This is a genomic window from Nocardioides pakistanensis (genome assembly GCF_054781215.1).
Genome location: NZ_BAAGUV010000033.1, coordinates 151,325 through 173,004, shown reverse-complemented (window position 1 = coordinate 173,004; position 21,680 = coordinate 151,325). Strand labels below are relative to the sequence as shown.

Here is a 21,680-nt window from a genome sequence, read left to right as displayed (position 1 = left end):
TGACACGCGGGGCGAGCACCCGAAACCAGACGCCCTCACACCCCTACCTGCGAGATCGGGTCAGAGGGCCTGGTCGGCCAACAAGGGTGCAGCGTAGCGGTCAGCGGCGACGATTTCGGGCAACCGGGACACCGGGTCGCGCCGCGCATCCAGCCGGGAACGGGAAGACCCCGGCCGTCCTCGACGACCGGGGCCTTCCACTCGGAGCTGCTGGGCCGTTGACCCAGATGGGTCAGTCAGCCGACGACCTCGTTGAGGGCCGCGCCGAGGGCACCGGCCTCTTCGGCGTTGAGCTCGACGACAAGACGGCCACCGCCCTCGAGCGGGACGCGCATCACGATGCCGCGCCCTTCCTTCGTGACCTCGAGCGGGCCGTCGCCCGTCCGCGGCTTCATCGCCGCCATGCGAACACCTCTTCCTTGGTCTAGCGCCGCGTCGGGGTCGATGCGGTCCCTCCCACATCGAACGGCACCCCCGTGACACGCCGCTCTGCGCGTCCATTATCCCCCATTCCCGGCATGACTGACGACAACATCCTCCGGACCGGTCGGTGCGGACACCCCGGGCGGTCCCGTGCGACATGCGGCAGACTCGCTCCTGTGCACGCCCGATCCGCGCTCTTCGACCTCTTCGGGGACCACCTGCGCACGCGCGGGGACCGGGCCCCGGTGGCTGCGCTCGTGCGGATCCTGGCCCCGCTCGGGGTGGCGGCACCAGCGGTCCGTACGGCGATCTCGCGGATGGTGCGGCAGGGCTGGCTGACTCCCGTCGAGATCGGCGGAGCCCGCGGCTACGCCGCCACGGACAAGGCCCGCAAGCGGCTCGACGACGCGACCTCCCGGATCTACCGCACCCGCGAGAGCGGCTGGAAGGGCGGCTGGGACCTGGTCGTGCTCACCTCGGTGCCGGGCCGTTCGGGACGGGAACGGGTGCGGTCGGGCCTCGCCTTCCTCGGCTACGCCCCGCTCACCGACGGCACCTGGATCTCGCCGTACGCCTCCCCGGAGGTCGACGGCCTGCTGGCCGGGGAGCGGGCGACCGCTCACCGCTTCGAGGCCTACGACGGCGACCCGGCTGCGCTCGCCGCGGCGGCCTGGGACCTCGACGCGCTGGGCGCCGCCTACGCGACCTGGCACGAGGACGCCCGGCGGCTGGTCGCGGACCCTGCCGCCGTGCTGGGCACCGAGGCACTCGCCGGGGACGAGCGGGCCTTCGTGGTCCGGTCGCACCTGGTGCACGGGTGGCGGAAGTTCCTGTTCTCCGACCCCGGCCTGCCGGTGGAGCTGCTGCCGGAGGACTGGGCCGGCCACGACGCGGCTCGGTTCTTCTCCGCCGAGGCCGCCCGGCTGCTGCCCGCCGCTGCCCGGTTCGTCGACGCGCACCTGGCGGCGAGCACCGCGGAGCCGGTCTCCACCACGCCGCTGACCACCACCCCCTGACCATCCCGTGTGACCATCCCCTGTGACCGTCCGACCACTGACTGGAGAGCCATGACCGACCAAGCCGTGACCTACACCGTCGACGACGGCGTCGCGACCATCACCCTGAACCGGCCCGACGCGATGAACAGCCTCGACGTGGCCACGAAGGTCGCGCTGCGCGACACGGTCACCGAGGCGGCCGAGGACGACGCGGTCCGGTGCGTGGTGCTGACCGGCACCGGTCGGGCGTTCTGTGTGGGCCAGGACCTCAAGGAGCACGTGGAGATCCTCAACAGCCGGTCCTCCGACGAGCTGTTCCGCACCGTGCCGGAGCACTACAACCCGACGGTGAAGGCGGTCGCGACGATGCCCAAGCCGGTCATCGCCGCGGTCAACGGCGTCGCCGCCGGAGCCGGCGCTTCGCTGGCCTTCGCCTGCGACTTCCGGGTGCTGGCCGACACGGCCGGGTTCAACCTCGCCTTCACCGGGATCGCCCTGTCCTGCGACACCGGGGCGTCCTGGACGCTGCCCCGCCTGGTCGGGCGGGCCAAGGCGCTCGAGCTGCTGTACTTCCCACGCACGCTGTCGGCCGAGGAGTCTCTCGAGCTGGGGTTGGCAACCAAGGTCGTGCCCGCTGCCGACCTCGACGGTGAGGTGACCGCGCTCGCGCAGCGGCTCGCGGCCGGCCCGACGGTCGCCTTCGGCGCCGTCCGCCGGTCGATGGAGTACTCCGCCGGGCACGACTTCGCGAGCTCCCTGGACTTCGAGGCGCAGATGATGGCACTCACCGGAGCCACGCAGGACCATGAACGGGCGGTCGCGTCGTTCGTGGCCAAGCAGAAGCCGGCGTTCGAAGGAAGGTGAGCCCATGCTCGCGCGCCTGCTGGTCCCCCTAGCCGCCCTGCTGCTCGGGGTCTCGGTGCTGGCCGGGCCGCTCGGCAGCCCGGCCACGGCACAGCAGCCGAACCTGGCCTCGCAGATCGACCTCCCGCCCGCGGTGAAGCAGCTGGTCACGGTCACCAACCGGCGGTGGTCGGACACGAAGGCGACGATGCGCGTCTGGCAGCGGCGCGGCGACTCCTGGCGGCTGGTCCGAGGGCCGGTCGTCGTCTCCCTGGGCTGGAACGGCTTCGCCAAGGCGGCCGAGCGCCGGCAGTCGACCGGGACCACGCCGGCCGGCCGGTTCACGATGCCGCGGGTGTTCGGCAACCGGCCCGACCCGGGCAGCCGGCTGCCGTACCGCCGGGTCGACGGGGACGACGTGTGGCCCTACGAGCCGCGCGACCCGGCGACGTACAACATCCTGCAGCCACGGCGGGCCGCCGGCTCCCGGTGGCGGTCGGGGTACGTCGAGCGGCTCGCCGACTACCCGGTGGAGTATGCCTACAGCATCGTGCTCGGCTACAACCTGCCGAAGGGGGTGCGCTGGTCTCCCCGGCGCAAGCAGTTCGTCGCCCGCAACCAGGCCGACACCGATCGGGGTGGTGGGATCTTCCTGCACGTGAAGGAGAACCGTTACACCGCCGGCTGCGTGTCAGGCCCGATCGACGACGTGCGCTGGCTGGTCAGGTGGCTGGACCCCGACGCCCGGCCGCGGATCGTGATGGGACCGCGGGCCTGGGTGGTACGACGGTTCTAGCCGACGCCGTGACCCGGGGGAACGGATCAGCGGGTGCCGCCGAGGGCGCGCAGCAGCTGGCGCGGCGCCCGGCGGTTCATGTGCTCCCAGGACGGCCGGGCGCCGTACTCCACGGTCACCGCGGCGCCGTCGAAGTGGTGGTTGAACCACTGCGTGAACGTGCCGTGGCAGGTGCCGCCGCACGGAAACTCCTTGCGCGGCAGCCGCAGGTGCTCGGCGAGCCGGCGCACGAACCGGGGCCGCTTGGCCCGCCAGGTGTCCACGCCGTGCAGCGGCTGGTGGAAGGACACCACGAACCGCGGGTCCACCCGCCGGAGGAACCGCATCAGGGCCCGGGTCTCCGGCTCGGAGGCCGGCCCTGACCCGGACTCGGTCTGGCCGTCCTGCGGCACCCAGGCCCGGGGGAAGTTGCGGTTCAGGTCGACCCCGTTGGCGTTCTTGCGCTGACGGCCGCGCAGACCGTCGGGGTTGGCCGCGGGCACCACCCACAGGTCGATGCCGCGCACCGGACGGCCGTCGCGCAGCTGGTCCAGGATCATCCGGGGGTGTGCCTCGTCGCCGTGCAGGGAGGCCAGCGCCACCACCTTCACCCTCGACCGCGGCTCGCCGAGGCGCCAGGCGCGGATCGGCCTGCCCTTCACTGACCGGCCGATCACCCGCTGCTCGACCACCGCGGGACGGCGCGGCGCGGAGGTGGCAGCGGCCACCGTCGTCGTGGCGTCCGCCGCCGACGTCTGCTGGGGAAGGGCATCGGCGCCGGCCGTGACCGCGGCGAACGCGGCGACGGCCCCAACGGCCGCCCTCCCGGTCACGGGATCGAACCGAGCAGGAACAGCACGGTGAAGACCACCGCACCGACCAGCAGGCCGACGTGCGCGAGCACCGAGAGGCCCGGCCCCTCGCCCCACGTGTCGGCGCGGGGGGCGGAGGAGTGCCGCCCCTTGGCGGGCATCCAGCGCGCCAGGATCATCAGGCCGGCGACGACCGTGACCCACCAGAACAGCAGGCCGACCGCACCGAGCCAGCCGGTGCCGGTGACCAGGAACGCCACCCAGGCCACCAGCGCAAGCCCCCCTGCGACCGTGTGGGTGTTGAGCACGTTGGTGGGGATCGACAGCCGGCCCGCGGCCTCGCTGTCGTTGGCCAGGCGCACCCTCGTCAGGACGACCACGACGGCCGCGAGGACGGTCAGCACCACGGTGGCGAGAAACGGCGTCACACTCGAAGCATGCCCGATTGGTGAACGCGATGTGACCAGTGGGGTGAATCCGGACGTCGGCGTGGCGTCAGCCCGATCTGCGCACCCAGCACTCGGCGAGGTGGTCGTCGACCATCCCGGTGGCCTGCATCAGGGCATGGCTGGTGGTGGGTCCGACGAACCTGAACCCCCTGCGCTTGAGCTCCTTGGCCATCGCCCGCGACTCCGGTGTGGTCGCGGGAACGTCGTCGAGGGTGCGCGGTGCCGGCCGTGGCGCGGCCGGCGCGAACGACCACAGCAGGTCGGTGAGCCCCACGTCGAGGTCGAGCACGGCCCGCGCGTTGGCGATCGTGGCCTCGATCTTGGCGCGGTTGCGGACGATGCCGGCGTCGTCGAGCAGCCGGTGCACGTCGCCCTCGTCGTACGCCGCCACCTGCTCGGGATCGAAGCCCGCGAACGCGGCACGGAACCGCTCACGCTTGCGGAGGATCGTGATCCACGAGAGACCGGACTGGAACGCCTCGAGGCTCATCCGCTCGAACAGCGCCCGGTCGCCGCGGACCTCACGCCCCCACTCCTGGTCGTGGTAGGCGAGGTACTCGGGCGCCGATCCGGCCCAGGCGCACCGCAGCCGTCCGTCGGCCCCGGCCAGCAGCCCTGCGGGGGCTTCGGGTGTCGGGTCAGCCACGACGGCCTCCGGCCAGCCACTCGGCGCGGGCGGCCATCCGACGCAGGGCGAGACCGACGCCACGACGCGCCGCCCAGCCACCGAGCCGCCACAGCAGCGCCCCGACCGGCCCGCCCGGGATGTCCAGCCGCTCCCACCACACGAACCTGCAGGCGTCAGCGCCGTCGGCGTGCACCGCGAACTCCGCATCGCCCCGCACCACCGCGCCGGTGTGCAGCACCTCGCAGCGGGCGCTTCCGTCGGGCTGCTCCTCCCAGGCGGTGATCGTCATCGGGTCCCAGAAGCCGACCGGGCCGAGCCCGGTCCAGGCCCGGATCTTGCCACCGACGGTGTGGCGCAGCCGCGGGTCGCCGACCACCTCGACGCGGGTGAGCGGGATCCACTCGCCCTGCCGCGGCCAGTCGGTCACGTAGCTCCACACCACGCGGGCCGGTGCGGCCACGGTCACCTCGCAGCGGACCAGGGCGCGCATCAGCGCGCCTCCTCGGGCGGCTCGGCGGTCTCGCCCGTGGGGGCGGGGGCACCGGGCGCCGCATCGGCGGCACCCGGCGCAGTGGTCCCCCCGGCGGCGTCGAGCTCGGCGGCCAGCCGTGCCAGCAGGGCGTCGACCTCCGACATGCGGTAGCCACGGAGGGCTGTGGTGAAGCGCACCCGGCGCAGGTCGTCACCCGACAGCGGCTCCTCGCCCTGCACGCGCGAGTCCGGGCGGTCGTCGTACACCTCCGCCATGGTGCCGCCCCTGCCCGCGGCGACGACCGCGACCGCCCCCATCAGCAGCACGATCAGGACTGCGAAGAACCAGGTCATGGCTACTCAGCGTCCCACTCGACGGCCACCTGGAACTCCTCGTCCTCCGGCGCGCCACGACGGTGCCGGGCGCGCGCCTCCTCGACGATCCGGACGGCCTCGTCGACGTCGTCGGTGACGTGGAACATGGCCAGGTCGGGCTCGGAGATCTTGCCGTGGCCGAGGACGGTGCCGCGGATCCAGTCGACCAGTCCGGACCAGTACTCGGTGCCGATCAGCACGATCGGGAACGACGTGACCTTCCGGGTCTGCACCAGGGTGAGCGCCTCGAACAGCTCGTCGAAGGTGCCGAAGCCGCCGGGCAGGACGATGAAGCCCTGGGCGTACTTGACGAACATCGTCTTGCGCGCGAAGAAGTAGCGGAAGTTGACCCCGATGTCGACGTACGGGTTCAGGCCCGCCTCGAAGGGCAGCTCGATGCCGAGACCGACCGAGACCCCGCCGCTCTCGCAGGCGCCCTTGTTGGCGGCCTCCATGATCCCGGGGCCGCCGCCGGTGATCACCGCGAAGCCCGCGTCGGTGAGGGCACGACCGAGCTGCTCGGCCAGGTCGTACATCGGGTCGCCGGGGGCGCTGCGGGCCGAGCCGAACACCGAGATCGCCGGACCGAGCTCGGCCAGGGAGCCGAAGCCCTCGATGAACTCCGCCTGGATCCGCAGCACCCGCCACGGGTCGGTGTGCACCCAGTCGCTCGGGCCGCGGGAGTCGAGCAGGTGCTGGTCGGTGGTGCCGCTGTCGTAGCCGCGGCGCCGCATGGTGGTGCGACCGCGCTGCTTGGCCGGCCCGGGGATCTCCTCGGTCATGCGGCGAGGTTATCCGGGGTCACGAGGACGCCGGCGCAGGCGCGAGCCAGGCGCGCATCTGCTGCTCGACCTGGACCAGCTGCTCGATGGGCACCGACTCCTCCTGCTTGTGGGCCAGGTGCGGGTCGCCGGGGCCGAAGTTGACGGCCGGGATGCCCAGGGCGCTGAACCGCGCGACGTCGGTCCAGCCGAACTTCGGGTTGACCACGCCCCCGACGGCCTCGACGAAGGCGGCGGCCGCGGGCACCGAGAGCCCGGGCATCGCCGCAGGTGCGGAGTCGCTGAGCTCGACCTCGAACCCCTCGAAGACCTCCCGCAGGTGCACCTCGGCCTCCGCCTCCGAGCGGTCGGGCGCGAACCGGTAGTTGACCGACACCGTGCAGCGGTCGGGGACGACATTGCCGGCGACGCCGCCGTTGATGAACACCGCGTTGAGGCCCTCGTGGTACTGCAGTCCGTCGATAACCGGGCGTCGCGGCTCGTAGGCCCGGAGCCGGTCGAGCACGTCGCCGGCGGCGTGGATGGCGTTGGCGCCGCGCCAGGACCTAGCGGAGTGGGCACGCTCCCCGTGGGTCACCACGTCGACGCGCATCGTGCCCTGGCACCCTGCCTCGACGACGGCGTCGGAGGGCTCCATGAGGATCGCGAAGTCGGCGCGGAGCAGCTCGGGGTGGCTGTCACCGAGCAGCTTGAGCCCGTTGCGCTCGGCCTCGACCTCCTCACACTCGTAGAAGAGGAAGGTGATGTCGCGGTTGGTGGCCGGCATCGTCGCGGCGATCCGTAGGGCCACCGCGACCCCGCCCTTCATGTCGCAGGTGCCGAGCCCGTGCAGGTGCCCGCCCTCGCGACGGGCCGGCAGGTTGTCGTTGAGCGGCACGGTGTCGAGGTGGCCGGCGATGACCACCCGCTCGGAGTGCCCCTGGTCGGTGCGCGCCACGACGGTGTTGCCGAACCGGCTGACCTCCAGGTGTGGCAGGGCGCGCAGCTGCGCCTCCACCGCGTCGGCGATCGCCTCCTCGTTGCCGCTGACCGACTCGATGTCGACGAGCTGCTCGGTGAGGGTGACCACGTCGTTGCCGAGATCCAGGAGGTTCATGGCCGCCATCTTGTCAGCGCTCGAAGACGCAGAACTCGTTGCCCTCGGGGTCGGCCATCACCGTCCAGGAGATCGCACCGGGGGCGGACGGGTCCTCGTCAGGGGACCGCAGCACGGTCGCGCCGCGGTCCTGCAGCTCCTCGACGGTGCCGTAGACGTCCCAGTGGATGCGGTTCTTGACCGACTTCGGCTCGGGCACCGGGACGAAGTCCATCGTCGTGATCGGCATGCCGGGCACGTCGGTCAGCCACCACCAGCCCTTCTCCTCGGAGCCGTCACGCCGGCCGCCGAGCACCTCGCCCCACCAGCGGGCCTGCGCCTCAGGGTCGGCCGAGTCGACCACCAGCCCGTGGATGCGGTACGACGGCAGCTGGTCGGCCGGCTTCGGGAAGGAGCAGAACTCCCCGCCCTCGGGGTCGGCCATCACCGTCCACCGGAACCCGGACTCCTCTGCGGGAAGCACGACGCGCGCGCCGAGCGCTTCCAGGTCGGCGGTCGCGGCGGCGTAGACGTCGAGGTGCACGCGATGCTTCACGGTCTTGGCCTCGGGCACCTCGCAGAGCGCGATGCCGTGGCCCTCGGTCGGCCCCACGAGATCGCCCGGGCCGCCGTCGGGCCGGAGCTCCAGGCCGGCCGCCGCCGCCCAGAACCGACCGAGCCGGTCACCGCCCGTGGTGTCCATGCACAGCTCTTTCCAGCGTGCGACCCCGTGTGTGCCCGCTGCCATCGGTGTCTCCTCCCGCATGCCGGGACGGCTCGATCCGGCCCCTCGTGGCTTGTGACGTTTCGATAGCGTGGCACACGTGACCGACAGCAACCAGCAGCAGACAGCCACGAGCGCATGGGGTTTCGGCCTCGCCACCTTCGCCGGACTCGACGGTGAGGGTGGGGTGCTCGACACCTGGTACCCCGCTCCCGAGCTGGGCGAGGCCGCCGAGCACGTCGAGCCCCCTGAGGACCTGACCGCGCTCGAGGGTGTCGACGAGGTGCGCGGGGTGCGCCGCACCGTCGTCCGCACCGTCGTCCCCGACCTGTCGGCCGCCCCGGCGGACGTGCACGACGCGTGGCTTCGGCTGCACCTGCTCAGCTGGCGGCTGGTCGCCCCGCGCACGATCTCGATGGACGGCATCTTCGGGCTGCTGACCAACGTCGTGTGGACCAGCGAGGGCCCCTGCGCGGTCGAGGGCTTCGAGCAGACCCGGCTGCGGATGCGGGCGGCCGGGCGCAGCGTCGCGGTGTACGGCGTGGACAAGTTCCCGCGGATGACCGACTACGTCCTGCCGTCCGGCGTGCGGATCGCCGACGCCGACCGGGTCCGCCTCGGCGCGCACCTGGCCAACGGCACCACCGTGATGCACGAGGGCTTCGTCAACTTCAACGCCGGCACGCTCGGCGCCTCCATGGTGGAGGGCCGGATCAGCGCCGGCGTGGTGGTCGGCGACGGCTCCGACGTCGGTGGCGGTGCGTCGATCATGGGCACGCTGTCCGGCGGCGGCAAGGAGGTCATCTCCGTCGGCGAGCGCTGTCTGGTGGGCGCCAACGCCGGCATCGGCATCTCCCTGGGCGACGACTGCGTGGTCGAGGCCGGCTGCTACGTCACCGCCGGCACCAAGGTCACCGTGCGCGACATGGACAACAAGCCCAAGCTGATCAAGGCCGCCGAGCTCTCCGGGGTCGACAACATCCTCTTCCGCCGCAACTCGGTCACCGGGGCGATCGAGGCCGTGCCGTGGCAGGGGGAGGGCATCGAGCTGAACGCGGCTCTGCATGCCAACGACTGACCTGAACCACCTGACCACCCCACCACGACGAGGACGGCGCCGCACCGAGGCGGGCAGGGCCGGCCGGGCCCTGCTCGTCGTGCTGTCGGTGCTCGCCGTCGTGGCCGCCGCCGGCGTGCTCGTGCTCCGCGGGGTCGGCCCGTTCCCCGACCCGGAGGGCTGCACCGTCGAGGTCGGCGACGTCACGGCCGAGCTGAGCATCGAGCAGGCGGAGAACGCCGCGATCATCGCCGCGGTCGGCGTGCGCCGGGGCCTGCCCGCTCGTGCGGTCTCGATCGCGCTGGCGACGGCCTACCAGGAGAGCAAGATCGAGAACCTCGACCACGGCGACCGGGACTCGCTCGGGCTCTTCCAGCAGCGGCCGTCGATGGGCTGGGGCACCGAGAAGCAGGTGCAGGACCCCTACTTCGCCACCAACGCGTTCTACGACGCCCTAGAGAAGATCGAGGGCTACGAGGAGATGCGGATCACCGAGGCCGCACAGGCGGTACAGCGCTCGGGCTTCCCGGAGGCCTACGAGGACCACGCCGCCGACGCCCGCGCACTCGCCTCGGCGTTGACCGGCTACTCCCCCGGTGGCCGGTTCAGCTGCGTCGTGCGCACGCCCAGCGGCCTCGAGGAGGAGCGGCCGGGCCGCAGCGGGCTGACCCCCCGAGCCGCGGCGGTGCGCAAGGACGTGGAGAAGGCGTTCGGCGACCTCTCCCTCGGCGGGTTCGCCCCCGAGGGGGTCCGTGACGGCCACCAGGCCGGCTCGACGCACTACGACGGCCGCGCGGTCGACATCTTCGTCCGGCCCGTCAACGAAGCCAACAACCGGCGCGGGTGGGCGATCGCGCAGTACCTCGTGGCCCACGCCGACCGGCTCGGCGTCCAGCACGTCATCTTCGACGCCCGGATCTGGTCCTCCGGCGCCCGTTCGGGACAGGGCTGGCGTGACTACGACCCCGGCGACCGTCCCGGCGACCGCGCGGTGCTCGAGCACCGCGACCACGTGCACGTCGACGTCCACGAGGGCGGCTGACCGGCCGGGCGTCCGTCGGCCTTGTCCGGATTTGCGCGTTCTGTTCAACCGAACGGACGAGAGCCGGGATGGGACGAGCGGGTGGTCCTGGGCCGCATCACCCCGTTTGCGTGGACACGGGCCGCTCGCCCGGGCTGCAATGGTGGGACCAACGCACAAGGGGGCGGGCCGTGAGCAGCGACTCGATGATCTACACCATCGGCACCGCACTGAACCGTGCCCGCGACGCCGGGGTCCCCGTGGAGGTCCTGGTGGAGGGCATGTGGGTGCGTGGCCGCGTCCTCGCCGTGGACGGCTTCGGTGTGGTGCTCCACGCCGACGACGACGCCGAGCACTCGGTGATCCGCGTGGAGAGCATCTCCGCGGTCACCATCAAGTCGGCCGCCCCGCACCGTACGGCGATCAGCCGGGTGCACGCGATGCCCGGGCCGCGGGTCGCCTGGGAGTGACCCGGCCGGGTCCGGCCGCGGCCCGGGGAACGACGGTCAGCCGAGCCGGCGTACCGCCTCGTCGACCCGCTCGTCGGTCGCGGTGAACGCGACCCGGACGTGCTCGGCGCCGGCCGGGCCGTAGAAGTCGCCGGGGGCCACCAGGATGCCGAGGTCGGCCAGCCCCGCCACGGTCTCCCAGCACGGCTCGCCACGCGTCGCCCAGAGGTACAGCGACCCCTGGGACTCGTCGATCCGGAAGCCGACCCGCTCCAGGGCCTTCTTGAGCTTGGCCCGGCGTGCGGCGTAGCGGGCGTGCTGCTCCTCGACATGGGTGTCGTCGTCGAGCGCGGCCTTCATCGCCACCTGCTGCGGGCCGGGCATCTGCAGCCCGAGGTTCTTGCGCACCGCCAGCAGCTCGCCGACCACCGCCGGGTCACCGGCGACGAACGCACACCGGTAGCCGGCCAGGTTGGACCGCTTCGACAGCGAGTGCACCGCGAGGAGACCGCTGTGGTCGCCGTCGCAGACGTCGGGGTGCAGCACGCTGAGCGGCTTCTCGTCCCACGCGGTCTCGATGTAGCACTCGTCGGAGACCAGCAGGACCCCGCGCTCGCGGGCCCAGGCGACGACCTTGCGGAGGTGGTCGACCGGGAGCACCTTGCCGGTCGGGTTGGACGGCGAGTTGATCCACAGCAGCGAGACGCGCTCGGGGCCGAGCGAGGTCAGCGAGTCCGCCGCGAGCGCCCGGGCACCGGCGAGCCGGGCGCCGACCTCGTAGGTCGGGTACGCCAGGCGCGGATAGACGATGAGGTCACGCGCGCCCAGGCCGAGGTGCGAGGGCAGCGAGGCGATCAGCTCCTTGGAGCCGATCACCGGCAGCACCGCGTCGAGCCCGAGCCCGGTCACGCCGTGCCGGCGCTCGAGCCAGTCGATGCAGGCCTGCCGGGTCTCCGCCTTGCCGACCGTGACCGGGTAGCCCGGTGAGTCCGCGGCGTCGCGCAGCGCCTGCTGGACCACCTCCGGCGTGGGGTCCACCGGCGTCCCGACGGACAGGTCGACGATCCCGTCCTCGTGGGAGCGGGCCCGCTCGGCGTACGGCACCAGACGGTCCCACGGGAAGTCCGGCAGACGGGTGGAGACAGCACGTGCCGCCCACCACGGTGCGGGGGGCGGCACGGTGCCGGAGCTCTGGTCGGTCACTCTTGGTTCTGCGGAGGCAGCGCGGCGATCATCGGGTGGTCCTTGTCGATCACACCCATCTTCGCGGCGCCGCCCGGCGAACCCAGGTCGTCGAAGAACTGCACGTTGGCGTTGTAGTAGTCCTTCCACTGCTCCGGAGTGTCGTCCTCGTAGAAGATCGCCTCCACCGGGCAGACCGGTTCGCAGGCACCGCAGTCGACGCACTCATCCGGGTGGATGTAGAGCATGCGCTGGCCTTCGTAGATGCAGTCGACGGGGCACTCGTCGACGCAGGCCCTGTCCTTGACGTCCACGCAGGGCTGCGCGATGACGTACGTCACCTTGGTTCCTCCTCGAGATGGATTCGATCCGGCGTCCGGGGCGTCGGCGGTGCCTGAGCTCGGCACTGCGGTGTTACCACGCACACGCTTGGTACAGCCTAGTATCACGGGCGCGCCCACCGCAGGCGCACCCGGTCCAACCAGCGAAAGTTGCCGCCCGTGACGAGCACGCCTCCCGGTCTCGGTCCTCACGTCCTCGGCCAGCGCGTCGTCGTCCGGCGGCTGGTGCCCGGCGAGACCGGGCCGTCGGGCGGACCGGCGTTCGTCGACGTCCTCGGCGTGCTGGAGACCTGGGCGGACGGTGTCGCGACCGTGCGCAAGGAGGACGGCGAGGTCGTCCGGATCACGATCGCGGACGTGGTCTCGGGCAAGCCGGTCCCGCCCCGCCCTTCGGCGCGGCTGCGCGTGACGGCGGCGCTGGCCGAGCGGCGCGCGCTCGCGTCGTGGCCGGCCCGGGAGACCGAGCACCTCGGCGACTGGGTGCTCCGCGCCGCCGACGGGTTCAGCAGCCGGGCGAACTCCGTGCTCGCCGTCGGCGACCCGGGCCTTCCGCTGGGTCCCGCCCTCGCCCGGGTGGTCGAGTTCTACCGCGCGCGAGGTCTTCCTCCGCTGGCCCAGGTGGTGGTGGACTCCGACGAGCACCGTGACCTGGCGGCCGCCGGCTGGGTCGGCGCCCGCCCCGGCGAGGACGACACGCTGTTCCAGCTCGCGTCGGTGTCCGCGGCCCGCCGGTCGGTACGACGGTCGCTGCCGCCCGTCGTACCCACCGTCACCGTCTCCTCGCAGGCGGAGGCCGCCTGGCTCGCCGACGACGAGCGCGCGCTGTCTCACGGCGACGCGGCGATGACCGTGCTGGCCGGACCGCGCGAGGTCGGCTTCGTCTCGGTGCGCACCACGGATGCCGGCGAGGTGGTCGCCAAGGGCCGCGTCGCGCGCGGAAACGGCGAGGAGCCCGGCGACGAGGACTGGGCCGGGATCACGAACGTGTGGGTCTCCCCCGACCACCGCCGGCAGGGGCTCGGCACCGTCGTGATGTCCGCCCTGCTCGGGTGGGCCGCCGAGCGCGGCGCGACGACCGCCTACCTGCAGGTGCGCGGGGACAACCCGGCCGCGATCGCCGCCTACGAGAAGCTCGGCTTCACCACCCACCACGCGTACCGCTACCTGACCGTGCGCTGAGCACGAGGACGGCCGGTGCCGCGTCGGAAAACAGCCCGGCGGCGTGGAACGGTACGGGGGGACCGTCACACGCCGCCGGAGACGGGGACCTAGGCGCTGTGCACCAAGGTGAGGGCCGGCCGGTCCTGGCCGACGATGCGGCGCTGGAGCGGCACGACAGGGGCGGCCGGACGCGGGTTGGCCGGGACGTCTGCACGCTGGAGGACCAGGTGCACGGTGACGTAGTGACCGCCGGGCCGGTCCAGGCTCAGCGCCTGGAACTCGACGTGACCGTCCTCGACCAGGAAGGCACCGGCCTGCCAGTGGTGGAAGGCGACCTCGCCCCAGGCGCGGGTGACCGCGGCGGCGACCTCGTCCTCGTCGAGCTCGGAGCCGAAGAGGCCGAGCGCGACGAGGTGACGGTCGGCCTCGCCGGAGCTGCCCACCGCGAGGTCGGTGCAGACCCCGGTGGCGAGCAGCTCCTCGCGCAGTCCGTCCTCGAGGATCCGGCGAACCTGGGAGGACGCAGGCGTCGCGTCGCACTGGACGCTGCTGCGAAGCTGCCGGAAGCCGTCGAGGTTCATGGCTCAAGCATCCGACGGGGCGCTCCACACACCTGCTACCGCAAGGTAACGCGATCTCCACAAATAACGTAAAGCCTCAGCATCGCGGACACCCCGGACAGCCGGAGTCGCTCACCCGTCCTTGGGCGGCTTGCCGCACACCACGCTGTCGGAGGGGGTGTAGGTGGTGTGCATGGTCTCGGTGCGGACCAGCTCGTCGCTGCCGTGCCGGCGGAAGTAGCGGTACACGTCGATGTCGAAGCCGCCGTAGCCGTCGTGCGGCGTGCAGTTCTCGTCGGTGATGTAGCGCGTCTTCTCCTGGGTGAAGTTGTAGCGGTCGGAGACGCCGGCGGTGATGTCCCAGTACTTCGTGGACCAGAACCGGACGTTCATCTCCCCCGACGAGCCGGAGGTCGAGGGGTTGATCCACGCCTCGATCAGGACGCCGTACGGGGTGTCGTTCTTGAACCTCAGGTCCACCGCGCCCCACGCCACGGTCGCCTCGCGGCCGATCGGGTAGCGGTCGATGTAGAACGAGTGCGGCTTGTGCTCGACGTCCTCGAGGCCGGCGAAGAAGGCGGCGTTGAACAGCGTGGTCGCCACCTGGGAGACGCCGCCGCCGAGGTCCTCCTTGAAGACCCCGTTGCTGATGATGAAGCCCTCGGTGAAGCCGTTCTCGGCGGTGCGCTCGCCGACGGTGTCGTTGAGGCTGAAGGTCTCCCCCGGCTTGAGCACGGTGCCGTTGACCAGCTCGGCGGCACGGCCCAGGTTGACGTTGCGGTAGTCCGCGTGGGGGTAGTACGTCGTGAAGGAGGAGACGACCTCCTTGATCTTCAGCTTGCGGGCGTCCTGGGTCGTGAACGCCGGCTTGGCGACCTTGGCCTCGACCTCGACCCGACGCTGCCCGTCGGGCTGCACGAGTGCGTCGGGGAGCTCTTCTGCTACCTCGGCGGGGTCGAAGGTGACGCCGTTCTTGCCCGGCACGACCTTCGGCTTGCCGTCCACGAGGCGCACGGTGGCGGGCTCGGGGCTCAGCGCCACGGTCCGCATCGCCGGCCGGACCGCGCGCATCAGCTTCTTCTCGTCGACCTGCGGCTCGAGCTCGCCGTTGTCGGCGGTCATCGAGAGGGCACGTGCGAAGGCCTCCGGGCGTACGACGACCTCGTCGTCTCCGAGCACGAGCGTGACCGGGGCCGACATGGCCGGGTTGGCGAACTCGTCGAGCGCCGCGCGGACCTCGTCCTCGGTCACCTCCGGCTCGATCTCGGCGACCTCGAGCTGGACGGCGCCGTCGACGCCCGCGTCGAGGAACGCGTCCGTGATCGTGGCGGCCGCTGCCTCGCGGTCGACCTGCTGCCCGGACTCGGGGAAGCGGGGCTCGGGCTGCCCGTCCTTGAAGGCGATCTCGCCCTCGACCGCCGGCTCGTCGACGTCCTGGGCGAAGGAGTCCACGGCGGCGTCGAGCGCCGCCCGGTCGACCTCGAGCACCGGGTCCAGGTCGTCGCCGCCGGTGAAGTAGTCCCACATGCGGGCCGGGTTGAGGCTGCGGCCCCCGCCGGCCTGCTCCACCGACGCGGCGTAGTCGACCGCCAGGCCGGCGTCGGCCGGGTCGATCCGGGCCCGCTGCCCGTCGGCGGCGACGATGATCGGCTGCTCCGCCCGCGGCGCGAGCTCCTGCTCCAGGCGTGCTCGTGCAGCTGCCGGGGCCAGACCCCCGATGTCCACGCCGGCGACCGTCGTACCGCGAGGGACCTTGTCGCCGGTGAAGGCATAGCCCGCGGCGTAGAGCGCCCCGAAAAGCACGAGGAGACCCAGCAGAAGCAGGGTCACCACGCGGCGGTCTCTCGTGCGCTCCTTGAACGGCTCGTCAGTCACAAGGCGCAATCCTAGGTGGAGGCACCCACCGAGCCGGAATCGCGACGGCGCGCGGGCGCACGGCCGAGCAGGATGCCGGTGACGAGGACCGCGAAGCCCCCGCCGATCAGCATCCAGCCGCGCAGGTCCGACGACACCACGTAGTCACCCTCGCCCCGGCCCGCGACGGCGACCACCAGCGCTGCCAGCCAACCCGCGGCGAACCCGGCCGCGGCCGCCGGGAGCCACAGTCGCAGCGCCCACAGCGCGACGAGGGCGGTCCCCACGCCGAGGACCAGGCCGGGCGAGGACCGGTGGACGGCGATCGCGGCGATCCCCGCCGCCAGCCCGAGGAGCAGGCTCAGCGCTACGCCGAGAATCCTCATTCCAGGCCGGCGAACAGGTCGGTCTCCAGACCGTCGCCGTTCACCGGGCCGCGCACGCCCTTGACCAGGCGGAAGAACTCGCTGCCCCACACCTCGTTGCCGACGTTGTTCGACAGCGCGAAGAACGGGCCGTCGACGGTGATCTGGGTCGCGTGGGCGCGCATCGCGGCCATCTTCGCGTCCACGAAGTCGGTCCCGTCGACGACTGCGTCGAGCAGGTGGTCGGGCGTGACGAACGGCGGCAGCGGCCCGTCGGGGTCCATCCCCTCGAAGGACGTGGTGTCCCCGGACTCACGCAGCCGGCGCAGGCCCTCGCGCATCCGGCCCTCCGACATCGCCCCCCAGTAGATCTTGGCGATGTCCCACGCCTCGCCGAGCTCCGGGCGGAACGAGCGGGCGGCAGCCAGCGCGGCGCCGTACATCGCCACCCGGTGCGCCTGGATGTGGTCGGGGTGGCCGTAGCCGCCGAACTCGTCGTAGGTCACGAGCACCTGCGGCCGGACCTCGCGGATCACCGACACCAGGTCGGTGGCGGCCTCGGTGAGGTCGGCGCGCCAGAAGGTGCCCTCCTTGACCTCGTCGCCGGCGACCGCGTGGCCGTCCTCGTGCCAGACCATGCCGGAGTCGCGGTACTTCCCGGGTCCGCCGAGGAAACGGTGGTCGGTGACGCCGAGCTCCTTCATCGCGTTGGCGAGCTCGGTGATCCGGTGCTCGCCGAGCCGGTCCTCGCGGTGCGAGGCGAGGTGCTCGAGCTCGGGGACGAGGACCTCGCCCTCCTCGCCGAGGGTGCACGTCACGAGCGTGACCTGGGTGCCGCGGGCGACGTACTTGGCCATCGTGGCGCCCTGGTTGATCGTCTCGTCGTCGGGGTGCGCGTGCACCAGCAACATGCGCTGTTCCATGCGCGCCAGCCTAGCCAGCCCCTCGCGGGCGGTGCCGGTCGGTGAAGTGTCCCTTGACCCGGCGGGGGGCGTCGGGCAGCTCCATCGGGGGTACGACGGGCGGGGCCGGCGTCGCCTCCTCCACGTCGAGCCAGCCGTCATGGGCCTCGACCAGCACGTCGAGCACGAACTCGGGTGCGTCGGTGATGACCGCCCAGGGGTGGTCCTCGTCGTCGTCCTCGCCCGCGAGCCGTTCGCGCGCGACGGTCGCCTCGAACCCGTCGCCGACCAGCCGGGCCGCCACGGCCCTCGCGTCGTCCTCCTCGTAGAACACCGCCCGCACGGCTACCCCAGCTCCTTCTCGATCGCCGGTCTCCTGACCGCCCAGTCTGCCAAGGCTCTCTCCGTCCCCGGCGGTTCCCGGGCCGCCGACAGCACCGCGCGGACCTCGTCGAGGAACGGCCGGTCCGGGTCCAGCCACGCCACCGCGTCCAGCTCCTCGGGCCCGAGCCAGCGCACGGCGTCGTGCTCGGCCTCCCGGGGCACCGGCTCCCCGGCGCCGAGGGCGGCGAGCGCGACCCGAAGCACCAGCCCGTCGCGGATCGTGACCTCGGCGTCGAGGAACCGGACGACGGCGATCGTGCAGCCCAGCTCCTCGGCGACCTCGCGCACAGCGGCGCCGGCCGGGTCCTCGCCGGGTTCGACCTTGCCGCCGGGGAGCTCCCAGCCGCCGGCGAGCTCGGCAGGCGAGGTGCGCCGGGCGGCCAGCACGCGCCCCTCGTGGACGATCGCGGCACCGACGACGAGCACGATCGCGCACCTCCTCTGGGGTACGTTCGGGATCCAGCCGGGAGTTCGGAGGTCAGGGTAGTTGAGGCCGGGTGTGCACCTGCGCCGCAGCGAGGAGCGCGGCGACCGGATCGAGCGGCTCGTCGCGTCCCTGTCGTCCGGCGGCGGGGGGCGGGTGGGGCTCGACGGGGTCCTCGCCGACCTCAACAGGACCGCGACCGTCGTACGCGTCCCGGGGGCGGCGGCGCACTGGGGCTTCCGCTGGGACGACGAGGACAACCGGAGCAGACGGTGGTGGCCGCAGGGCATCACCACCTCCGCCGACCACGACGAGTCCGAGGTGTACGACGGGCGGCGGGTCGTCATGACGAGTGCGTACTCCAAGGAGCTCGACGGGCTGCACAAAGGCTCGCGGATCAGCGTGGTCGACCTGAGCGACGAGCGGCCGCGCTATCGACACGTCCTGCTCGTCGACGTGGTCACGCGCGACGACGGCGAGGTCGACGTACGCCCGCTCAAGGTGCACGCCGGCGGGATCGTCTGGCACGGCGAGCACCTGCACGTGGCCGGCACCGCCCGTGGGATCTCGACGTTCCGGCTCGACGACGTGGTGCGGGTCGGCGCGCTCGGCGACCGCGACCGGCTGGGGGTCGGGCAGGGCAGCTTCGGCTACCGGTACCTGCTGCCGGTGCGGTTCACCTACGACGCGTTCGCCGACGACGGGCACGAGCGGATGCGCTACTCGTTCCTGTCGCTGGTCCGCGAACCGTCCGGGCCGCGGCTGGTGGCCGGTGAGTACGGCCGCCGCGGCCGGACCACCCGGCTCGTCGACTTCGAGATCGACCCGGTGACGTCGCTGCTCGCCGCCTCCGAGGAGGGCCACGCGCACCCGCTGTCGCTCTCCCCCGAGGGCCTCGAGGGCATGCAGGGCGCGACCGTCGTCGACGGCCGCTGGTACGTCACCACGAGCGCCGGCCCCTACCTCCGCGGCTCGATGTACGTCGGTCGCCCCGGCGCGTTCAGCCGTCGGGCACGGGTGCTGCCGGTGGGCGTGGAGGACCTGACCTACTGGCCCTCACGCGACGAGCTGTGGTCGCTGTCGGAGTACCCCGGACGGCGCTTCGTGTTCGCGATGCCCCGCGCCCGGCTGCGCTGAGTCTGCCGTCAGCCGCGCGGCGCGCGAGCGAGCTGACGGGACTGGGCGACGAGCCGGCCGGTGGAGTCCCACACCTCGGCGTCCTCCTCGAGCAGGCCGCCGGCGAAGTTGCGGGTGGCGTGCACGACGCGCAGCCAGCCGGGGGCCGGGACGGCGCGGATGTGGGCGGTGAGCTCCAGGGTCGGCGCCCAGCCGGGCAGGCCGAGGTCGAACGTGACCGGCGGGAGCGCGTCGAGGGCGAGCAGCAGCGAGATCGGGTCCGGCTCGCGGCCGTCGGCCAGGCGCAGCCAGCCCTGGATCAGCCCGCGGCCGGACGGCTTGCCGATCGCCCAGCCGGCGGTCGCGGGGTCCAGGCGCAGGTCGAACCGGTCGAGCAGCGGCGCGTTCTTCTTGAACTCCGGAGGGGCCAGGTCCGAGCCGAGGCACTGCTCGAGCGGGGGCAGCTCCGGGGCGGTCGCGGTGGTCCGGACCTCGTCGGGGAGCGCGGTCAGGTCGCCGTAGGTCGCCAGCGCACGGACCCGCTCGACCTGCTCACCGCCGTCGTGCTGGCTGATCGTGACCGTGCCGGTGGACATGCTGCGGCCCCGGCGGACGACCTCGGTGGCGAACCGGGCGGGCCCGTCCTTGGCGGCGGAGAGGTAGTAGGCGCTGACCGAGATCGGGTCGGGGTGCGCCTCGTCGGCGAACGTGTGCCGCAGCGCGTTGCCGGCCGCGGCGAGCAGCATGCCGCCGTTGATGCCCGCGCCGATGCTCCACGCGCCGTCGAGGTGGCCGTCGTACTCCCCCTCGGCGCGGCGCTCGAGGGCGATGCCGCGGTCGAACTCGGAGCCTGCGGCGGAGGGGCCTCCGGTCGTGGTCTGCTGGGTGCTCGTCACCGGTCGAGGCTATCCCGCCCGCTGGGACGCACCAGCGGGGCCGTCCGGCCGCGGACGGCCGGCGGTCGGAGGAGGATCAGTCGATCGCCTCGCGCTGGGCCGGCACCATGCTGCGCTGGGCCAGGAGGTGCACGGTCAGGTAGTGGCCGAGGTGGCTCTCCCGGCTGGCGGCACGCAGCTCGACGTGCCCGTCCTCGACGAGGAAGGTGTGTGCCTCCCAGTACGGGTAGCGGACCCCCGCCTCCCACAGCCGGCTCAGCAGCGTGACCACGACCTCCTCGGACAGGTGCTGCCGGAACTGGCACAGACCCACCAGGAGCCGGTCCGGGTCGTCGGTGTGCTCGACCTCGACCGAGACGAAGGCGCCGCTCTGCTCGAGCAGGTCTCGCAGGACGCGCTCCTTCCCGGCGAGCGCAGGTGCCGCGGCCGGCGACGCGTTGCCCTGGAGCCCGGTGCACAAGGTGTGAAACTGGACGAGCTGCATGCCTCGATGATGGGCAGCCGCAGGCCCCGGGTAATCGTCAAAATTGTTGAGGCAAACCCCTCCGAGAGCCGCGTAACCGGACAAAGCCGGACCTAGCCCGCGTAAAACTTCGAGGCCCGTCCGAGTGCTCCCCAAGGCAGGGGAAATAGGCCCTCGCCTCTCCCGCACGGCGGTACGCTCCCCGCACAGGGCGCTCGTGCTCGGGATGGGAGGGGCGCCACACCTCCGGGGGGAGACTGCATGGACGCGGGGGGACGGATCAGAGTCGGCGTCGTCGACGACCACGACCTTCTCGTGGCCGGGGTGCGCGCGCTGCTCTCGACCCCCAACTCCCCCGCCCGGTTCGTCGCCGGCGCCGACAGCGTGGCCGGGCTGATCCGCACCCGCCGCGAGATCGACGTGGTGCTGCTCGACGTACGACTCCACGACGGCTCGCACCCCGAGGAGAACATCCGCACCTGCGACCAGCTCGGCTGGACGGTGCTCCTCCACGCCGACCGGTCACACCGCGAGGCCTCCCCGATCCTGGCCCGCTCCGCCGCCCGCGGGCTCGTGTGGAAGAACGACCCGGCGATCCGGCTGCTGCGCGCGATCGTCGCCGTCGCGCAGGGCCAGACCTGGGTGCCGCCCGACGCCAACCACGCCGTGGACCTGACCCAGCGCGAGACCGAGGTGCTGCGGCTCTACGCGACCGGCATGAAGTACGCCGAGACCGCGAAGGCGCTGACTCCCCCGGTCAGCGTGGAGTCGGTGAAGACCTACCTGTCGCGGATCCGCAAGAGGTACGCCGAGGCGGGCCGGCCGGCCTCCACCCGGATGGAGCTGCGCCAGCGGGCGATCGAGGACGGCCTGATCGCCCCCGAGGAAGGCATCTGACCGAGAAGTGTCCTCTGGGGACTCACCGGCTTCCTTGAGCACCCTTCCGCAAGGACGGTGGTTCTCGCCACTGGCAGGCGGACGTGGGATGCACAGCATGCGCACGACGAGCGCGGGCCTGCTGTGTGTTGCCGGCCGCGTTGCCCGCGAGCCGGGCCCGCGCCCCGTCGAACATGCAGCCAGCGTCCCCGCGGCCGCAAAACCGCAGGTGACGCACCGTCGCACGGCCTAGCTGCATGTTCGACGGCACGGC

The 21,680-nt window shown here is 72.5% G+C and carries 28 protein-coding genes; 9 read left to right on the top strand and 19 right to left on the bottom strand.

Annotated features, from left to right (window positions below; genetic code table 11):
• Nucleotides 1-236: 236 nt before the first annotated feature.
• The gene (locus ACYVIH_RS13425) at nt 237-404 is read right to left on the bottom strand and encodes a DUF3117 domain-containing protein (RefSeq protein ID WP_129985671.1); all 168 of its coding nucleotides are present in this window, start codon (nt 402-404) and stop codon (nt 237-239) included.
• 195 nt (nt 405-599) lie between these two features.
• Between ACYVIH_RS13425 and ACYVIH_RS13420 the strand changes: the two genes are divergently transcribed.
• Genes ACYVIH_RS13420 through ACYVIH_RS13410 form a run of 3 tightly spaced genes read left to right on the top strand, consistent with a single transcriptional unit; the run spans nt 600 to nt 3,060 of the window.
• On the top strand, nt 600-1,439 hold the full coding sequence (locus tag ACYVIH_RS13420) for a PaaX family transcriptional regulator (RefSeq protein WP_460869956.1): 840 nt from the start codon (nt 600-602) through the stop codon (nt 1,437-1,439).
• Between the two features lie 51 nt (nt 1,440-1,490).
• Nucleotides 1,491-2,285, top strand: a complete 795-nt coding sequence (locus ACYVIH_RS13415) for an enoyl-CoA hydratase/isomerase family protein (RefSeq protein WP_460869955.1) — start codon at nt 1,491-1,493, stop codon at nt 2,283-2,285.
• 4 nt (nt 2,286-2,289) lie between these two features.
• A complete protein-coding gene (locus ACYVIH_RS13410; protein WP_460869954.1) occupies nt 2,290-3,060 on the top strand; it encodes a L,D-transpeptidase family protein in 771 nt (256 codons plus the stop codon).
• A gap of 26 nt (nt 3,061-3,086) precedes the next feature.
• Here the strand turns inward: ACYVIH_RS13410 and ACYVIH_RS13405 are convergent, their stop codons facing one another.
• The 8 genes from ACYVIH_RS13405 to ACYVIH_RS13370 all read right to left on the bottom strand — a co-directional run bounded on the left by ACYVIH_RS13405 (nt 3,087) and on the right by ACYVIH_RS13370 (nt 8,379).
• A complete protein-coding gene (locus ACYVIH_RS13405; protein ID WP_460869953.1) occupies nt 3,087-3,872 on the bottom strand; it encodes a M14 family zinc carboxypeptidase in 786 nt (261 codons plus the stop codon).
• Nucleotides 3,869-4,279, bottom strand: coding sequence for a hypothetical protein (locus ACYVIH_RS13400; protein ID WP_460869952.1), 411 nt, complete (start codon nt 4,277-4,279; stop codon nt 3,869-3,871). Before ACYVIH_RS13400 ends, ACYVIH_RS13405 begins: the two co-directional genes overlap by 4 nt.
• A 67-nt stretch (nt 4,280-4,346) precedes the next feature.
• Nucleotides 4,347-4,946 carry a DNA-3-methyladenine glycosylase I gene (locus ACYVIH_RS13395; protein WP_460869951.1) on the bottom strand — a complete coding sequence of 200 codons (600 nt, stop codon included), beginning with the start codon at nt 4,944-4,946 and terminating at the stop codon, nt 4,347-4,349.
• Nucleotides 4,939-5,418, bottom strand: a complete 480-nt coding sequence (locus tag ACYVIH_RS13390) for an SRPBCC family protein (protein ID WP_460869950.1) — start codon at nt 5,416-5,418, stop codon at nt 4,939-4,941. The genes ACYVIH_RS13395 and ACYVIH_RS13390 overlap by 8 nt, the downstream gene beginning before the upstream one ends.
• Entirely contained in the window at nt 5,418-5,753 is a 336-nt protein-coding gene (locus ACYVIH_RS13385; RefSeq protein WP_460869949.1) for a DivIVA domain-containing protein, read from the bottom strand. The genes ACYVIH_RS13390 and ACYVIH_RS13385 overlap by 1 nt, the downstream gene beginning before the upstream one ends.
• A 2-nt stretch (nt 5,754-5,755) precedes the next feature.
• Nucleotides 5,756-6,556 carry an LOG family protein gene (locus ACYVIH_RS13380; RefSeq protein ID WP_460869948.1) on the bottom strand — a complete coding sequence of 267 codons (801 nt, stop codon included), beginning with the start codon at nt 6,554-6,556 and terminating at the stop codon, nt 5,756-5,758.
• 19 nt (nt 6,557-6,575) lie between these two features.
• Nucleotides 6,576-7,652 (bottom strand): succinyl-diaminopimelate desuccinylase, encoded by a 1,077-nt coding sequence (dapE, locus tag ACYVIH_RS13375; RefSeq protein ID WP_460869947.1) that lies wholly within the window; start codon nt 7,650-7,652, stop codon nt 6,576-6,578.
• 13 nt (nt 7,653-7,665) lie between these two features.
• Complete coding sequence (locus ACYVIH_RS13370) at nt 7,666-8,379, bottom strand: VOC family protein (protein WP_460869946.1); 714 nt, start codon at nt 8,377-8,379, stop codon at nt 7,666-7,668.
• A gap of 76 nt (nt 8,380-8,455) precedes the next feature.
• Here ACYVIH_RS13370 and dapD point away from each other — a divergent pair, with 76 nt between their 5' ends.
• From dapD to ACYVIH_RS13355, 3 genes are all read left to right on the top strand, one after another.
• A complete protein-coding gene (dapD, locus tag ACYVIH_RS13365) occupies nt 8,456-9,433 on the top strand; it encodes a 2,3,4,5-tetrahydropyridine-2,6-dicarboxylate N-succinyltransferase (RefSeq protein ID WP_460869945.1) in 978 nt (325 codons plus the stop codon).
• Nucleotides 9,420-10,454 (top strand): hypothetical protein, encoded by a 1,035-nt coding sequence (locus tag ACYVIH_RS13360; protein WP_460869944.1) that lies wholly within the window; start codon nt 9,420-9,422, stop codon nt 10,452-10,454. Before dapD ends, ACYVIH_RS13360 begins: the two co-directional genes overlap by 14 nt.
• A 170-nt stretch (nt 10,455-10,624) precedes the next feature.
• Nucleotides 10,625-10,903, top strand: a complete 279-nt coding sequence (locus ACYVIH_RS13355; RefSeq protein ID WP_460869943.1) for a hypothetical protein — start codon at nt 10,625-10,627, stop codon at nt 10,901-10,903.
• 36 nt (nt 10,904-10,939) lie between these two features.
• Here ACYVIH_RS13355 and dapC read toward each other — a convergent pair whose 3' ends face one another.
• Together dapC and fdxA are read right to left on the bottom strand one after the other, a co-directional pair.
• Nucleotides 10,940-12,085 (bottom strand): succinyldiaminopimelate transaminase, encoded by a 1,146-nt coding sequence (gene dapC, locus ACYVIH_RS13350; RefSeq protein WP_460869942.1) that lies wholly within the window; start codon nt 12,083-12,085, stop codon nt 10,940-10,942.
• Nucleotides 12,082-12,405 carry a ferredoxin gene (gene fdxA, locus ACYVIH_RS13345; RefSeq protein WP_460869941.1) on the bottom strand — a complete coding sequence of 108 codons (324 nt, stop codon included), beginning with the start codon at nt 12,403-12,405 and terminating at the stop codon, nt 12,082-12,084. The genes dapC and fdxA overlap by 4 nt, the downstream gene beginning before the upstream one ends.
• Before the next feature lie 159 nt (nt 12,406-12,564).
• Between fdxA and ACYVIH_RS13340 the strand changes: the two genes are divergently transcribed.
• Entirely contained in the window at nt 12,565-13,584 is a 1,020-nt protein-coding gene (locus tag ACYVIH_RS13340) for a GNAT family N-acetyltransferase (RefSeq protein WP_460869940.1), read from the top strand.
• 89 nt (nt 13,585-13,673) lie between these two features.
• Here the strand turns inward: ACYVIH_RS13340 and ACYVIH_RS13335 are convergent, their stop codons facing one another.
• The 6 genes from ACYVIH_RS13335 to ACYVIH_RS13310 all read right to left on the bottom strand — a co-directional run bounded on the left by ACYVIH_RS13335 (nt 13,674) and on the right by ACYVIH_RS13310 (nt 18,057).
• The gene (locus tag ACYVIH_RS13335) at nt 13,674-14,147 is read right to left on the bottom strand and encodes a hypothetical protein (RefSeq protein ID WP_460869939.1); all 474 of its coding nucleotides are present in this window, start codon (nt 14,145-14,147) and stop codon (nt 13,674-13,676) included.
• 111 nt (nt 14,148-14,258) lie between these two features.
• Nucleotides 14,259-16,001, bottom strand: coding sequence for a VanW family protein (locus ACYVIH_RS13330; protein ID WP_460869938.1), 1,743 nt, complete (start codon nt 15,999-16,001; stop codon nt 14,259-14,261).
• Between the two features lie 11 nt (nt 16,002-16,012).
• Nucleotides 16,013-16,366, bottom strand: a complete 354-nt coding sequence (locus ACYVIH_RS13325) for a hypothetical protein (protein ID WP_460869937.1) — start codon at nt 16,364-16,366, stop codon at nt 16,013-16,015.
• Complete coding sequence (gene mshB, locus ACYVIH_RS13320) at nt 16,363-17,268, bottom strand: N-acetyl-1-D-myo-inositol-2-amino-2-deoxy-alpha-D-glucopyranoside deacetylase (RefSeq protein WP_460869936.1); 906 nt, start codon at nt 17,266-17,268, stop codon at nt 16,363-16,365. The genes ACYVIH_RS13325 and mshB overlap by 4 nt, the downstream gene beginning before the upstream one ends.
• A 10-nt stretch (nt 17,269-17,278) precedes the next feature.
• Nucleotides 17,279-17,590: a hypothetical protein gene (locus ACYVIH_RS13315; protein ID WP_460869935.1), complete on the bottom strand. Its 312-nt coding sequence runs from the start codon at nt 17,588-17,590 to the stop codon at nt 17,279-17,281.
• A gap of 2 nt (nt 17,591-17,592) precedes the next feature.
• Nucleotides 17,593-18,057: a (deoxy)nucleoside triphosphate pyrophosphohydrolase gene (locus tag ACYVIH_RS13310; protein ID WP_460869934.1), complete on the bottom strand. Its 465-nt coding sequence runs from the start codon at nt 18,055-18,057 to the stop codon at nt 17,593-17,595.
• Nucleotides 18,058-18,118: 61 nt separating this feature from the next.
• Between ACYVIH_RS13310 and ACYVIH_RS13305 the strand changes: the two genes are divergently transcribed.
• Nucleotides 18,119-19,192 (top strand): hypothetical protein, encoded by a 1,074-nt coding sequence (locus tag ACYVIH_RS13305; RefSeq protein ID WP_460869933.1) that lies wholly within the window; start codon nt 18,119-18,121, stop codon nt 19,190-19,192.
• An 8-nt stretch (nt 19,193-19,200) separates the two neighbouring features.
• On the opposite strand, the gene ACYVIH_RS13300 is transcribed toward ACYVIH_RS13305, so the two are convergent.
• Together ACYVIH_RS13300 and ACYVIH_RS13295 are read right to left on the bottom strand one after the other, a co-directional pair.
• Nucleotides 19,201-20,067 carry a thioesterase family protein gene (locus ACYVIH_RS13300; protein WP_460869932.1) on the bottom strand — a complete coding sequence of 289 codons (867 nt, stop codon included), beginning with the start codon at nt 20,065-20,067 and terminating at the stop codon, nt 19,201-19,203.
• Between the two features lie 76 nt (nt 20,068-20,143).
• Nucleotides 20,144-20,551, bottom strand: coding sequence for a hypothetical protein (locus tag ACYVIH_RS13295; protein WP_460869931.1), 408 nt, complete (start codon nt 20,549-20,551; stop codon nt 20,144-20,146).
• 240 nt (nt 20,552-20,791) lie between these two features.
• Here ACYVIH_RS13295 and ACYVIH_RS13290 point away from each other — a divergent pair, with 240 nt between their 5' ends.
• A complete protein-coding gene (locus ACYVIH_RS13290; protein WP_460869930.1) occupies nt 20,792-21,427 on the top strand; it encodes a response regulator transcription factor in 636 nt (211 codons plus the stop codon).
• Nucleotides 21,428-21,680: the final 253 nt, after the last annotated feature.